Source organism: Campylobacter pinnipediorum subsp. pinnipediorum (assembly GCF_002021925.1).
Taxonomy (GTDB): Bacteria; Campylobacterota; Campylobacteria; order Campylobacterales; family Campylobacteraceae; genus Campylobacter_A; species Campylobacter_A pinnipediorum.
On the sequence record NZ_CP012546.1, the window covers coordinates 1,533,359 to 1,548,115 of the forward strand.

The following is a 14,757-nucleotide window of genomic DNA, read 5'->3' on the forward strand; positions in this document are numbered from 1 at the left end:
TTTTATTCCTTATTTTGTTTTTTTAATATGTATAAATATTCTATAACATGTAGCTGTCTATTTTTTAAATTTCTACTTGCTTTAAATGTATTATATTTTTGTTCTAGTATCTTAACTTTTCCAAATTTACAAAGCTCTTGTTCAAACTTTTCACGACTAATAAATCCCTCAGAATTAAACGATATAAGGATAAATTTTGCTTTTAATTTTGCTATGAGTTCAAAAAAAGTATCAGAGGCAAAAGCCTTTTTATTATAAGCTGACCTATTCCAATCTTTTGTTATTCCTGAAACTTTTGAAATTTCTTTTGGCTCATCGTATTTTGCTATTAGATTTAGCATAAAATAGTTAGAACCGTAAGGATGTTGATTATAAGGGGGGTCTAGGTATATCAAATCAAGCTCATCAAGTTCGTTTGCAAGTTCGTTTGAATCTTTATTAAACACATCGTATTTGACATTAAAATTTGAAAAAACAGGCACAGGTAATACAATATCTGCCATTATCCTTTTTAATGCATTTTTGCCACTACCGCCAAACTCACCTTTACCATCTTTGTTTTTATAAAATCCTTTAAAAACACCGCTTGTGTTTGCTTTATTGCTAGCCTCATACAAAAGAGGTGCTATAAAAAACTTTTTAAAATCCTCATCAAGCCCATCTATCTCTTGCCTTGCTGTATCTAAAAAATTAGCATTTTTCCTAGTATAAAATACCCTTTCATTATCTTTTATATCATCATCACACAAAGGGGCATAAAGCCTTGATAAAAAGCCATCTCTTAAGCTTGTTTGTATATTTTTATTTAGTTTTTTATTTAGATTAAGAAGCTCTTTTTTAAACTCAAAATCAGCATTAAACAAATAACACTCATTAGTTATCTTAGAATAAAGCTCTAAATCATTTGCAACGATATAACTAGCATGTTGCTTTAAATTCCTAGAAACGATACCCGAACCAGAAAACAAATCCCCAACACTAAGCTTATCTTTAAAAAGCTCTTTTTTGGCTATATCAACACCTTGATTTATAAAGTTAAGCAAAGAACGTTTATTTCCAAGATAGGTTAAAATTTGTTCTTTTAAATAGGCATCGTTTTCTTTTGTATTAACCATTTTTTCTAGCAAATTCCTTCATAAAATCAGCTAAAACGGTTACATCTTCAATGCTAACAGCATTATATATAGAAGCTCTTATACCGCCTAAATGCCTATGTCCTTTTAGTCCAAGCATATTATTTTTTAAAGCTTCACTTACAAAAATAGGCTCTAAATCTTTATTTTTAATATTAAAGCTAACATTCATCACAGATCTATCCTCTTTTTTTGCATGTCCTTTATAAAAATCATCAGAGTTATCTATAACGCTATATAAAATTTCAGCTTTTTTTGTATTTATTTGATCAGTAGCTTTAAGCCCGCCACGATCTATTAGCCATTGCATATTTAGATTTAAAAGATAAATAGCAAATGTCGGAGGTGTGTTATATAAAGATTTAGCATCTGCATGAGTTTTATATCTTAAAAACATAGGAACATTGTTTGAACTAACCCTATCAATCAAATCTTTTCTTATTATAACAATAGTAACACCACTAGGGCCGGCATTTTTTTGAGCTCCTCCATATAAAACACCAATATCACTAAAATCAAGTGGGCGAGAAAAAAAATCACTAGAGCTATCTACAACCAAAGGTGCTTTGCTTTTTGGTAGTGATTTGTATTGGGTTCCATAAATTGTATTATTAGAACAAATATAACTAAAATCAGCATTATCATCAAAATTAATATCAGGGATATGATTAAAATTATCATCCTTAGAACTAGCAACAACTTTATGATTTATACCTAAAATTTGAGCCTCTTTTATAGCTTTTGAAGTCCAAACACCAGTATCTACATACTCAGCAACACCGCCTTGATAAAGATTTAGCGGTATCATACTAAATTGAAGATGAGCCCCGCCTTGCAAAAATAAAATATCAAAATCATCTGAAATATTATACAACTCTCTTATTTTTTGCATAGCACCAAAATGAACCTCTTCATAAGTCTTTGAGCGATGACTTATTTCCATTATGCTATAACCTTCATTATGATAGTTCACAAACTCAGATTGTGCTTTTTGCAAAACCTCAAAAGGAAGCCCTGTTGGTCCTGCACTAAAATTTATCATTCTCATTCTTGCTCCTTATTTTGTTATTTTTGCTTGTCGTGATATGTTTTGTGATATTATTTGTATCTCATCATCTATGTTTAGATCTTGTAAATTTATATTTTTACTAAGACTTCTTATCTCTACTAAATTTTCAGTCTTTTTAAAAAAATCTTCCCTTGTATCAAAGCCAATTTTTAAAGCTCTTATATCAGATGTAAGAAGTGAAATTTTATTTAAAATAATATTTTCAAGACTCATTTTTAGGTTATTTATCTTTGAAATTTTTGTATCTATCTTTGCTAAAATTGTATCTGTTGAAAGTTTTATATTTAGTAGCTCTAACTTGCTTTGAAGATTTTTAAATTTCAACTCCATGGCTTTAAAAATATCATTTGAAATAGTATCTATATACTGAAAATAAGCATCTTCATCAGGTAAAAGATCAAACATAGCAGCACTTGGTGTCAAAGCTCTTTTGTCAGCAACAAAATCACTAATCACATAATCTATCTCGTGTCCTATAGCACTTATCACAGGTGTTTTGGTTTTAAAAATTTCACGAGCCAAGCCTTCATCATTAAAACACCAAAGATCCTCTTTACTACCACCACCACGAGCCAAAACTATAACATCAACGCCATAATTATCGGCTTTTTTTAAAGATTTTATTAAAGATTGTGGTGCATTTTCACCTTGCGTCAAAGAGTCAAAAATAAAAATTTCACTAAGTTTCCATTTTTGAGTTAATACCCTTAGCATATCTTGCAAAGCGGCAGATGTTGCTGATGTAACAAGAGCTATTTTTTTAGGTAAGCTTGGTATTGGTTTTTTGTATGTTATATCAAACAAACCCTCCGAAGCAAGTTTTTGTTTTAGCTGATTAAATGCTAGTTCAAGCTCTCCTATCCCATCTGGTCTTAAAGAGTTTACGATAACCTGATAAGAGCCATTTGGCACATACAAAGACACTTTGGCATAAACTATAACCTTCATACCATCTGTAACATTAAAGCCTAGTTTTAAATTATTCATTTTATACATTACAGCAGCGACACTCGAACTATCATCTTTTAATGTAAAATACCAATGTCCTGAACCGTGTTTGGTTAAGCGTGAAATTTCACCAGCTATCTCAACATAGCCAAATGTTGTATCAAGTAGAGTTTTAGCCTTTTCATTTAACTCTGTTACACTTAGCATGATTTAACTTTTTTTGCTATAAACAGTGTAGATATATCCATACTAAAGCCTTTGCATTCAATTATTTCAAAGCCAGATTTTACAAGCTCTTTACAAAATGATTCTGAGTCTAAGAAGCTATCTATGGAGCTTGGCAGATACTCGTATGCTTCTTTATCTTTTGATATAAATGCACCTATTTTAGGCAATATAGAACTAAGGTAAAAATCACGAATTCTTGTTATAGGGCCAGCTTTTTTTCTTTTTGTAAACTCAAGCACGACAACATACCCACCCATTTTAAGAACCCTATTAAACTCAGCCAAAGCCTCTTTTCTTGCAACGACATTTCTAATCCCATAACTAATGCTTAAAATATCAGCAAAATCACTATCAAGACCGGTATTATCAGCAAATGCTTGTTTAAATATAAAATTTGGAAATTTTTCTTGCCCCTGTTTTAGCATACCAGAAGATGGATCAACACCGATTAGATTATGTATATCTTTATCCATATCATCAGCTATATTCTTCCACATACCCATCATATCACCAGTTCCACAAGCAACATCTACGATATTTAGATCATCTTGTTCCATTTTAAGTAGTGTTTGTTTACAAGCATATTTTCTCCAACTAATATCAATACCCATACTCAAAACTCTATTTGCAACATCATAAGTAGGAGCTATATTGTCAAACATTTTTACTATTTGTTCTTGTTTTTGCATAATCTTTTAAACCTTTTTAATAATAAATTTTAATATTTTTAGAAAAAATATGTAATGTTTTTACAGCTTTAGCTGATTTTTTTACTATATTTTTACGAACTTTATAAATTTTTTCATATATTTTTGTAGAAATTTTATCCTTTTTCTTTTGAGACAAAAAAGAGCTATCAAGCACTTTTAAAAACAGATCATAACTATAAAGTTTTTCTAAAAGTAAATTCATAACAGCAACTCTCTTTTTCATCTTTTTAAATGCAGAAATATCATAAAAATTTGAAAAATAAAATATCAAGCAAGATAAATTTTTTATATCGCTTTGTATATTATACAAAAAATCATTAGTTGTTTTTAAATCTATATTTTTAAGTGATTTTAAAACCCTTAAACTCTCAAGCCTAAGGGCATAAGAAACTAAGTTTATAATTTTTTTATCAGCAAAATCTCCATCATAAAAGCTACCATCTTCTTGTAAAAAAAGTTCCCAGTCACTCAAAATATTTTCACTTTTTATCTTATCTAGCTCATTTTTTATATTTTCATTTTCAATAGCCAAAGCATCATTTATAAAATATTTTAAATCACCACAATCTTTGATATCTTGCATAACATCAACACAAGATAAAAGCTCTGATTTTATCTTATAAATTTGATTTATCTTTTGAAAATTATCTTTAAAAGCATTTGTTAATTCAAAGTCAAATACCTTATCAAATATATCTAAAAGTATTATTTCATCTTCAAAACAATAACTTTGTCTATCAATATTTTTTAAAAATATATATTTAAGAGCATTTTTTGAGTATGAGCTTTTTGAATCACTGTCAAAATCTTCTTTAAGATACCCAAAAAGAGATAAGTTTTTATCGCTAAACTCGCTCTTATCACTAACATCTTCCAACACAAAATCACTAAAAGGCTCTTTTATTTTAAAAAATATACCATAAAGCTCGTTTTTAAACTCTATATCAAGCATACAAAGACCTGATAAATCGCCCGTATATTCATCAATATAAGAGTTGTTGTTATTCATCATAAAAGCATAACGTTTTTTATAAATAACAGAGCCTAGTTTATATTTTAAGGCATCATCAAACTCATCTTGGCTTATTTTTTGAGAGTCAGTTTTTACTGAATTATTTGAGATTATTTTTCTAATTTTTACAAATGTATCATCATTACTTTTATAAATTATCTCTTCTTTTGGTGTTATTTTTGTATAAAATTGAGTAGAGTTGTATGTATTAAAAAATGCACCAAGAGATGTTAAAAACTCAAGAAGCTTGTTATCTTTAAGCAAGAATCTACGTTGTATAAATAACTCCATAAAGCCTCCATAGTATTTAACTATATTTTAGCAAGTTATGGCTTAAAAATTTAGTATTTTTAGAACAAATTTTAGTTTTATAATGAGCTAAAAAAGCTCATTATCTACATTTTTTGCAAGTTTTTACATTAGCAACTAGATTTAACCGCTCTATAATATTGCCTAGCTTTTTCTCAAGATTTTCTTGGTATTTATTAAGTTCAGCATCATCATAGCTAACATCTTGAACATATCCACAATTATCACAAACAACATGAATATGAGGGTATTCGTATATATCATATCTTGGTTTTTGATTTATTATATTAACCTCAACTACCAAACCTTCATCTTTTAGTGTGTTTAAATTCTTATATACAGTAGCCAGCGAAACAGATGGATTTTCTTTTTTTATCTCTTCGTATAATTCATCTATGGTTGGGTGTGTGTGTTGATCTAAAACTTTTAGAACACTAAGTCTTTGGGGCGTTACTTTTAATCCAAACCGCTTCAATAAGGAAACATGTTGCATAAGCACTCCTTTAAATTTATTTTAGTCTATTTTAAAATATACTAAAAATGTGCTTAAAGTATTCTTTATTAATTAATATTTATTATTTATTAGTATTTTTTGAGCTATTAAATTTGGCGATATTCCCATACTTTCTTCAACTAAATTTATATTTCCATGAGTTATAAATTTATCATCATACTCAAAACTCACAACACTAACATCAAAAATATTATTTTCTTGCAAAAATGAGCTTAATATATCTCCAACCCCTCCTTTTTTTACACTATCGCTAAAGATATACCATTTTTTTGTTTTCTTAGATAAGTTTATCAAAAACTCACGGTCTAGCGGCTTTATAAAGACTAAATCAACTAAATTTACATTCAGCTTATCTTTTATGATATTTCTCACAGCATTTGCTTTACCAACACCATTTCCATACCCTATAAAAGCTATATCACTATCTGTTTGAATAAGCATTTCAGACTTGCCTAATTCTAGTTTGTTGGCCTTAAAATCAGAATCATCTATACCAAAAGACCCCCTTGGAAATCTAAATGCGCTAACACCTTTGTATGCATACGCAAATTCCATTGCAAATTTTAAGCTATCCTGCGAGCGTGGTGCAAACAAAACCATATTTGGTATTGCATGTAAATAACTTATATCAAAAGCACCCTGATGAGTCTCTCCGTCTTCTCCTACAATACCTGCTCTATCCATAGCAAAAGTCATATTTAGATTTGATATACAGGCATCGTGAATAACTTGATCGTAAGCTCTTTGCAAAAATGTAGAGTAAATAACTACAAAAGGCTTAAAGCCCTCTTTTGCCATTGCTGCCATTGATGTAACACCATGTTGTTCTGCTATTGCAACATCCCAAAATCTATCGGGATAAGCTTCTATCAAAGCATCCATGCCAGTTCCTGTCGGCATTGCTGCTGTTATCCCAACTATATCTTTATGCTCACCGGCCATCTTTAAAAGATGATCGCTAAAAATCTTAGTAGCTTGAACTTTTGAGTTTGTTTTTTTTATCACTTCACCAGTTTTTACATCAAATGGACCAACTCCGTGCCAAGAAGCAAAATGTCCTTCTGCATTTTTATAACCTTTACCTTTTAAGGTCTGAGCATGAATAATAACCGGTTTATTCATTGACTTTGCTGTTTCAAAAGTAGATATAAGCTCGCTTAATTTATGCCCATTTACAGGACCTATATATTCAAGCCCAAGCTCTTCAAAAATTATACCGGGGGTAATTAGCTTAATGCTTTCTTCCATTCTTCTTGCCATATATGCAGCCGAATCAGGCATATATGAAAGAAATTTTTCAACACCACCTTTAAATTTCTGATAAGACTTTCCAGCCATAATATGACTTAAATACTTGCTTAAAGCACCTATTGGCCGACTTATACTCATTTCGTTATCATTTAGTATAATTACGCAAGGGTATTTTCTATCCCCGAGTTCATTTAATGCCTCATATGCCATTCCAGCACTCATAGAACCATCACCTATCAAAGCTACAGGTAGTCTGTTTTCACACTTGAGTTTGATTGATTTTGCTGCGCCAACAGCCAATGAAATAGATGTTGAGCTATGACCAGCTATAAAATAATCAGCTTCATTTTCACTTGGCTTTGAAAAGCCACTTATGCCACCAAATTGCCTAAGTGTTTCAAAATCATCCCATCTATCCGTTAAAAGTTTATGTGCGTAAGATTGGTGACTTACATCAAAAATAAATGGATCTTTTTTAACATCAAAAACATAATGCATAGCTACTATAAGCTCAACTGCCCCTATATTTGAACTAAGATGTCCTCCATTTTTACTAACTACATCTATTATTCTTTTTCTTATTTTTTCACACAGCTGGTTTAGTTCTTCTAAATTTAAATTTTTTATATCCATTTTTTATTCCACCAAAGTCTTTAATTTTTCAATTCTAGTTTCAAGCGTTGCATCAATATTGCCCAGCTCATTTATAATAACAACACCGCCCTTACTAATAGCATCATCTAATTCTATTTTAATGTGTGAATTTTCTAAAAAAGCATTTTTTAGATATTCGCCATCATCAGGATTTACCCTAAGAGTTATATTTTTTGCATCTTTTATATCTTGAAGTAAATTTTTAGTTACAGCATAAGCTATTTTTTCTGATTTTTGTTCTACTTCAGAGCCAATCACCTCTTTTGCTATGCTTATTGATGTTTCGGCTAAATCCTGTTCGTTTTTAAGTATAAACTCATCAAGTTCATTAAATTTAACTGCAAGTTTTTCAATGGAAGCATTAAACTTATCATTTAGCTCTTTAAGTTTTGTATCAAAAGCCGAATTTGACTCAGCGATGCCTTCATTTTTGCCATCTTCTTTTGCTCTTGCAACTTCTGCCTCTAGTCTTTTTGCAAACTCGCTCTCTTGATTTTCTATTTGCATTTGAAGTTTTATCATATTTGAGCTAAGCTCATCTGTTTTTTTAAGCAATTCTTCAACAAATCCTGCATCAAAATTTGATGATTTATTTTGAGCTTCATAAGACTGTATATTTTGTTGGTTAATATTATTTTGTTTTGGTTCTATATTTTTAGTATTTTCATCTTCAGAAGCAGGTAAAGTTTTTTGCTCATGAGAAATTTTATCTTTTTCATTAGACATATCACTACCCAAAACCTTAAAACGATAATTTTCAACGAAATGCTTATTGGCAATTTCGTTTGTTATAACACTGCTTTTCATTATTCTATCATCTCATCTGCTTCACCAACTTGAAATACCCCTTGTTCTGCTAGTGCTTGAACAGCCTCAACTATGCGTCTTTGAGAATCTTCCACATCCTTAACCCTAACAGCACCCAAATAACCCATCTCCTCTTTAAAAGCTTCGGCTGCTCTTTGAGACATGTTGGATAAAAATTTATCTTTTAAGCTATCACTGCTACCTTTAAGTGCAACCATAAGATCTTTCTTCTCTACATTTTTCAAAATCTCACGTATAGCGTTAGCATTAAGTGTGCTAATATCTTCAAATGTAAACATAAGCTCTTTAATGGTATTTGCGAGTTTTTCATCGTTTTGTTCTATATATGATATGGTTGCCTTAGAAGCTTTTTGACCTAGTCTATTAAGCATTTCGGCAACAGCTCTTGGTCCACCAACTTCAACCTTGTAAGATGTCAGGCTTTCAAGTTTGCCTTCAAGGACTGTTGATACACGTTTTATGACTGATGGGCTAATATCACCTAAATTTGCCATTCTTATAACAACATCGCTTCTTAATTCATCTGGAAAATAAGCAAGTGTTTCGGCGGCTCCCGTAGCATCCATATGTGCTAAAATAAGAGCTATTGTTTGCGGATGTTCTTTTACTATAAAATCAGCAAGTTGTTGCGGTTTTATCTTTGTAAGATAACCAAAGCTTTTTGTATTTTCCATGCTTTTTGCTAATTTATCAAGAATTTTTTGAGCTGCTTCAGGTCCAAATGTCCTATACAAAATTTCCTTAGCATACTCAAGACCACCGCTTCTCATATATTGATTTGATTGCATTAAAGCATAAAACTCTTCAAGTATAGCACCAGCCACTTGTTTATCAATATTTTTAGAAGTTGCTATATACCCTGAAATATCAGTTATAACATCAACATCCATATGAGAAAATAACAAACTTGTGGATTCCTCTCCAAGCTGTATTAAAAGTATAGCAATCTTTTCTGGCATTGACAAATCGTCATATATAAGTTTTTGCTGATCTGATAGTTTTATAGCCATTTACAACTCCTTGCGAACATTAAAATCGCTGTCATTTTTTACCATATCTTGAAGCAAAATTGATATCTCTTCGCTTCTTTCTTGAACTATACCTTTCATCTTTTCAAGCAATACATCGTATTTAAGCTCATCTTCATTAAAATCGCCAGTAAGACCGAGTTGCTCTTCGACTTTTTTCTTAGCTGCCTTAAATTTCTCCAAGGTATCCTCATCATCTATCTCTAAATTTTCAAGGTGATCGATACCCAAGTCATCTTCATCTTCCTTAATATCTTCAAGCATCTTTTGCATAAATACAACGATAACTTTTTTGTAAAACAAATATAGTAACAATATAGCAAAAATATATTTAAACAAAGGCATAAAAGGAATAATATAATCTTGCATAAACCCATTTACTTTTTGGGTTGGAGAGACCCTTGTTAAATTTTTAAACTCAAAGTTGTCAAGCGTTACTTCATCACCTCTACTGGCATTAAAGCCAATAGCTTGTTTTATCAAATTTGTAATTGAAGCTTTTTGAGAGTCGTTTAAAGATATATATTCAAATTCATCTAATAAATTTCCATTTTCATCTTTTTTGTTCTGATAAATACCATCAACAACAACGGCTGCACTAACTCTTAAAATAGTGGCAAACTGACCTTTTACATTTGTAATTTTTTTAGAGATTTCATAATTTGTTTGCTGAGAACTTTTGCTGTATTGTTCTTCTAACTTGTTATCATCAAGACCTTCTACAGGACCTATGTTGCTTACAGCGCCAGGAACACCTTGGATATCATTTTTTGTCCTGCCTTGTCTTTTTTCTTCTACGTTACTTTCGCTTCTAACAACATTGTTTGGATCATAAACCTCGCTTTGAGAGTCTTTTTTGTCAAAATCAAACTCTATATTTACCTTAGCAACAACTTTGTTAGTTCCGCCAACTATTGGTGCTAGGACATTTATTATTTTTTGTTCATAATTATTTTCAAATTCTTTTTTGTAGCGAATTTGCTGAATTATCATCTCGCTATCAAAGCCATCTTCTTCACCTAATGCTATACCATCTTGATTTACTATCTTTACATTTTCCAAGGTTAAATTTGTAACAGAAGCTGCGACTAGATTTTTAATACCAAAAATTTGCTTTGCTCCAAGAGAACCACCTGATTTTAACTCAAGCACAACAGATGCTGTTGGTGGGCTTTGTCTTTCTGTAAATACCGTTTCTTTTGGAAATGCTATTCTGATTGTAGCCTTGGTTATTGGAGCAAGGCTTTCTATCGTTCTTGCAAGCTCACCCTCTAATGCCCTTTGATATTTAACTCTTTGCTCGACATCTGTGGCTCCAAATTCTTGCTTATCAAAAATTTCAAATCCAATCTTGCTTTCTTTTGGGATACCAAGAGTTGCAACGGATATTCGTTCCTTATAAACATCAGCATTTGGAACAAGTATAGTGCCTTCATTTACAAGTTTATAATCCACCCCATCTTTTGTGAGCTGATCTATAATTAAAGCTGAATCATTTGCGCTTATATTTTCAAATAAAACACTATATCCAGCATAGGTATTTGTCTTTGACTTGAACAGAGTCAAAAAAACCAAAAAACCAACAACAACAACAACCGAACTAGCTATTACTATTTTTTGTCTTAAAGATAATTTTTGATAAACTTGACTTATTTGTTGAAGTAATGCTTTTAAATCCATGCTTTTACTTTAAAATTTCCCTTAAATGTTCTAAAACTTTAGTGTTTTGTTCCGATGTGCCTATCGTAATACGAATAGCATTCAAACCATAGCTTTGTAAATCTCTTAAAATTATACCTTTTTTTAATAGATTTTGACATATATCTGTGCTATTTTGCTCTTTAAATTTAAGAGTTATAAAATTTGCATAGCTTGGTATATACTCTATATTTAAACTATCAGCAACAGCTTCATATCTTTTCATTTGCAAAAAAATGTTCTTTACATATTCATCAACAAAATTTTGATCTTGTAAAGCCAAAATAGCAGCCCTTAAACTAAGAGTTGTTATATTAAAAGGTGGTCTTAATTTATTTAATTCAGAGATTATAAATTTATTTGCAATGCCGTAACTAATGCACATTCCACCAAGTCCATAAGCTTTTGAAAATGTTCCTAAAAATATAGCATTTTCAAAATTTTCAATCAAATATTTAGCTTGTATAAGTTTATCTTGATCTTTAAAACTAGCAAATTCCATATAAGCACAATCAACAACAACCAAAACATTCTTTTTGATTTTATTTATAAATTTATAAACATCTTTTGCATCAGCACACTCACCAAGTGGATTGTTTGGCAAACACAAAAATATAATGCTTATTTTGTCTTTATTGGCCTTATAAAGCTCTTGTAACTCTTTTAAATTATGTGTTTTTGATTTTGTTCTAATAATCTCAGCACCAACCTGTTTGGCATAAATTTCATACATAGAAAATGTTGCACCAGCCATCAAAACAGCACTTTTTTTATTTGCCTTTGCATGCACACAAAACTCAATAATTTGATCGCTTCCAGCTCCAATTATAATATTTGAGGATTGAACATTATGTTTATTTGCCAAAGCATCTTTTAACTCATAATAGCTATCATCAGGATATAAATATGCATTCTTAAACACCTCTTGCATACCCTGCTCAACCATTTTGCTAGCATCAAAAGGATTTTCATTGCTAGCTAGTTTTACAACCTCTTCTGGCTTTATGCCAAACTCACGAACAACTAGTTCTATTGGTTTTCCTGTTTCATAGTTTTTTAAATTTGATAAAATTTTATTAAATTTCATCCCTCATCTCCATTGAGATAACTCCCAAGCCATGTTACCTCTATCCCGATTTTCTTACATAATCCTAATACATTTTGAACCCTATCATCATCTATATGTCCATCAAAATCAATAAAAAATAAAGTTCTAAACTCACTCTGTTTTATAGACCTGCTTTCTAGCTTACTAAGATTTATATTTTCGGATTTAAAAAGATTTAATAAATCAGCCAAAGAGCCCGGAAGATGATCTGTTTTTGCAAGTATTGATGTTTTTGAGTGCTTTGTTTTGTTTGTTTTAAAATCACTCAAAACAAAAAATCTAGTTCTATTTGCCATATTATCTTCAATTGTTTCAAACATTATAGGAACATTATAAAGTTTAGCAGCTATCTTAGAACAAATCGCAGCTGATTCTTTATCCTTAGAAGCCAAAAAAGCCGCATGTGCTGTTGATTTTGCAGCAACAAAAGTAACACCTGAAAGCATATGACTTTCTAAAAAGTTTCTACATTGATTATAGCCTTGCGGATGAGAGTATATTGTTTTTATATTTTTTAAATTCTCATTTAGACTAATAAAACTATGGTGAATATCCAAATAAATTTCAGAAACTATTTTAACATTTTCAAACTTAGCCAAACAATCAAAAGTAGCGCCAACTGCACCTTCTGTATTGTTTTCTATAGGAACAACTCCGTATTTAACCTCTTTTTGAGATAATTTTGTAAATACTGATTCAATACTCGCAAGTGCTAGGTATTCGCTCATTGCTCCAAAACGACTCTCTGCAGCTTGATAGGTATATGTGCCTTCTGGCCCAAGATATGCTATTTTTTGTGGCATTTCAATATTTCTACTTACCGCAAAAATTTCAAGATATATTGATTCGATTGCTGATTTATTTAAAAGATTATCCTCATAGCTTTCTAAGCGATTTAATATAGCTTTTTCACGCTCAGGTCTATAAATAGGAGAACCATTGGTTTGTTTCAACTCCCCTATTTTCTTGACAAATTTCATTCTTTGATTTAATTTTTCTAAAATCAAATCATCAATATCATCAATATCTTTTCTTAAATCATCAATATCTTGCATTATTCCAAACACTCCTTTTCAAGAGCTATAACATCATCGAAGCTTTCCCTTTTTCTTATAAGCTTGTCCTTGTTGTTTATGATAGCCACCTCAGCAACCCTAGGTCTTGTGTTATAATTAGAACTCATACTAAACCCATATGCCCCAGCACTTTTAACAACAATCAAATCACCGCTTTCGCATATAGGCAAATTTATGTTTTTAGCTAAAAAATCTCCGCTTTCACATATAGGGCCAACTACATCACAACTTGTATGATTTTTATCTTTTCCAACAACACTAATTCTATGATAAGCATTATACAAACTAGGTCTTAAAAGATCATTCATGGCGCCATCTACAACAACAAATCTTTTGTTTTTATTTGTCTTTTCATACAAAACCTTGGTTAAAAACTCACCAGCATTACCAACTAAAAACCTACCAGGCTCACACACTATAGTCATATCATGACCTGAAAGATTTTTTAAAATTCCTTGTGCATAATCATATAAGCTTACATCTCGCTCATCATTATAAACTATCCCGATACCACCACCAATATCAAAAAATTTAATATCAACATCAACTGATTTAAGTTCAGTCAATAGTTTGCTTACTATGCCAGAAGCTTGTATTATAGAGCTTATATCTGTTATTTGAGAACCTATATGAAAATGTATTCCTATTGGTTGCAAGTTATCTGATTTTTTTGCTTTTATATACATTTTTTTAGCTGTATCCATATCAACACCGAATTTATTTTCATTTAATCCTGTAGATATATAAGGATGAGTATTTGCATCAACATCTGGATTTACTCTTATGCTAATTCTTGCTACTTTTTGTAGCTCCCTAGAGATGTTTTCAACTCTTTCAAGTTCAGCTTCGCTTTCTAAATTTATCATAAGAATATCACTTGTCAAAGCATACTTTATCTCATCATCTCTTTTTCCGACACCGCTAAATATCATCTGGTAAGGCTTTGCACCAGCAATCAACGCTCTTTTTATTTCTCCCACACTAACACAATCAAATCCAGCTCCTAAAGAGGCTAAAAATTTAAGTAAACTTAAGTTTGAGTTTGCTTTTACTGCATAACAAACAAGAGATTTTCTACCGCTAAAGGCTTGTTTTAGCTCGCTATATCTTAAAGCAATTTTGTCAAAATCATATATATAAAGCGGGGTATTATACTTTTGTGCTAAGCTAGAGTAATCCATAAAAAACCTT

Annotated in this window: 13 protein-coding genes; all 13 read right to left on the reverse strand. The window is 30.8% G+C overall.

Features of this window, described 5'->3' with window-relative positions; translation table 11 throughout:
* Window positions 1-2 precede the first annotated feature (2 nt).
* Window positions 3-1,115, reverse strand: a complete 1,113-nt coding sequence (locus tag CPIN17260_RS07905; RefSeq protein WP_069636816.1) for a DNA adenine methylase — start codon at window positions 1,113-1,115, stop codon at window positions 3-5.
* A complete protein-coding gene (gene serC / locus CPIN17260_RS07910) occupies window positions 1,108-2,181 on the reverse strand; it encodes a phosphoserine transaminase (RefSeq protein WP_069636791.1) in 1,074 nt (357 codons plus the stop codon). Before serC ends, CPIN17260_RS07905 begins: the two co-directional genes overlap by 8 nt.
* Window positions 2,182-2,190: 9 nt before the next feature.
* Complete coding sequence (gene xseA / locus CPIN17260_RS07915; protein WP_078440841.1) at window positions 2,191-3,357, reverse strand: exodeoxyribonuclease VII large subunit; 1,167 nt, start codon at window positions 3,355-3,357, stop codon at window positions 2,191-2,193.
* Entirely contained in the window at window positions 3,351-4,067 is a 717-nt protein-coding gene (gene ubiE, locus CPIN17260_RS07920; protein WP_069632977.1) for a bifunctional demethylmenaquinone methyltransferase/2-methoxy-6-polyprenyl-1,4-benzoquinol methylase UbiE, read from the reverse strand. The genes xseA and ubiE overlap by 7 nt, the downstream gene beginning before the upstream one ends.
* Window positions 4,068-4,083: 16 nt before the next feature.
* Window positions 4,084-5,391 (reverse strand): hypothetical protein, encoded by a 1,308-nt coding sequence (locus CPIN17260_RS07925; RefSeq protein ID WP_078440842.1) that lies wholly within the window; start codon window positions 5,389-5,391, stop codon window positions 4,084-4,086.
* A gap of 100 nt (window positions 5,392-5,491) precedes the next feature.
* Entirely contained in the window at window positions 5,492-5,902 is a 411-nt protein-coding gene (locus tag CPIN17260_RS07930) for a Fur family transcriptional regulator (protein WP_069632979.1), read from the reverse strand.
* A 72-nt stretch (window positions 5,903-5,974) separates the two neighbouring features.
* A complete protein-coding gene (gene dxs, locus CPIN17260_RS07935; RefSeq protein ID WP_078440843.1) occupies window positions 5,975-7,807 on the reverse strand; it encodes a 1-deoxy-D-xylulose-5-phosphate synthase in 1,833 nt (610 codons plus the stop codon).
* A 3-nt stretch (window positions 7,808-7,810) separates the two neighbouring features.
* Complete coding sequence (gene fliH, locus CPIN17260_RS07940; protein ID WP_078440844.1) at window positions 7,811-8,635, reverse strand: flagellar assembly protein FliH; 825 nt, start codon at window positions 8,633-8,635, stop codon at window positions 7,811-7,813.
* Window positions 8,635-9,666, reverse strand: coding sequence for a flagellar motor switch protein FliG (fliG, locus tag CPIN17260_RS07945; protein ID WP_069632982.1), 1,032 nt, complete (start codon window positions 9,664-9,666; stop codon window positions 8,635-8,637). The genes fliH and fliG overlap by 1 nt, the downstream gene beginning before the upstream one ends.
* The gene (gene fliF / locus CPIN17260_RS07950) at window positions 9,667-11,364 is read right to left on the reverse strand and encodes a flagellar basal-body MS-ring/collar protein FliF (protein WP_069632983.1); all 1,698 of its coding nucleotides are present in this window, start codon (window positions 11,362-11,364) and stop codon (window positions 9,667-9,669) included.
* A 4-nt stretch (window positions 11,365-11,368) separates the two neighbouring features.
* Window positions 11,369-12,469, reverse strand: a complete 1,101-nt coding sequence (gene hisC / locus CPIN17260_RS07955; protein WP_078440845.1) for a histidinol-phosphate transaminase — start codon at window positions 12,467-12,469, stop codon at window positions 11,369-11,371.
* Window positions 12,466-13,545 (reverse strand): prephenate dehydratase, encoded by a 1,080-nt coding sequence (pheA, locus tag CPIN17260_RS07960; protein WP_078440846.1) that lies wholly within the window; start codon window positions 13,543-13,545, stop codon window positions 12,466-12,468. The genes hisC and pheA overlap by 4 nt, the downstream gene beginning before the upstream one ends.
* Window positions 13,545-14,747, reverse strand: coding sequence for a diaminopimelate decarboxylase (gene lysA, locus CPIN17260_RS07965; protein ID WP_078440847.1), 1,203 nt, complete (start codon window positions 14,745-14,747; stop codon window positions 13,545-13,547). Before lysA ends, pheA begins: the two co-directional genes overlap by 1 nt.
* Window positions 14,748-14,757: the final 10 nt, after the last annotated feature.

Bases quoted from the DNA above. Each gene is read 5' to 3' on its own strand.
- CPIN17260_RS07905 (WP_069636816.1), bottom strand. From the start codon at position 1,115: ATGGTTAATACAAAAGAAAACGATGCCTATTTAAAAGAACAAATTTTA.
- serC (WP_069636791.1), bottom strand. From the start codon at position 2,181: ATGAGAATGATAAATTTTAGTGCAGGACCAACAGGGCTTCCTTTTGAG.
- xseA (WP_078440841.1), bottom strand. From the start codon at position 3,357: ATGCTAAGTGTAACAGAGTTAAATGAAAAGGCTAAAACTCTACTTGAT.
- ubiE (WP_069632977.1), bottom strand. From the start codon at position 4,067: ATGCAAAAACAAGAACAAATAGTAAAAATGTTTGACAATATAGCTCCT.
- CPIN17260_RS07925 (WP_078440842.1), bottom strand. From the start codon at position 5,391: ATGGAGTTATTTATACAACGTAGATTCTTGCTTAAAGATAACAAGCTT.
- CPIN17260_RS07930 (WP_069632979.1), bottom strand. From the start codon at position 5,902: ATGCAACATGTTTCCTTATTGAAGCGGTTTGGATTAAAAGTAACGCCC.
- dxs (WP_078440843.1), bottom strand. From the start codon at position 7,807: ATGGATATAAAAAATTTAAATTTAGAAGAACTAAACCAGCTGTGTGAA.
- fliH (WP_078440844.1), bottom strand. From the start codon at position 8,635: ATGAAAAGCAGTGTTATAACAAACGAAATTGCCAATAAGCATTTCGTT.
- fliG (WP_069632982.1), bottom strand. From the start codon at position 9,666: ATGGCTATAAAACTATCAGATCAGCAAAAACTTATATATGACGATTTG.
- fliF (WP_069632983.1), bottom strand. From the start codon at position 11,364: ATGGATTTAAAAGCATTACTTCAACAAATAAGTCAAGTTTATCAAAAA.
- hisC (WP_078440845.1), bottom strand. From the start codon at position 12,469: ATGAAATTTAATAAAATTTTATCAAATTTAAAAAACTATGAAACAGGA.
- pheA (WP_078440846.1), bottom strand. From the start codon at position 13,545: ATGCAAGATATTGATGATTTAAGAAAAGATATTGATGATATTGATGAT.
- lysA (WP_078440847.1), bottom strand. From the start codon at position 14,747: ATGGATTACTCTAGCTTAGCACAAAAGTATAATACCCCGCTTTATATA.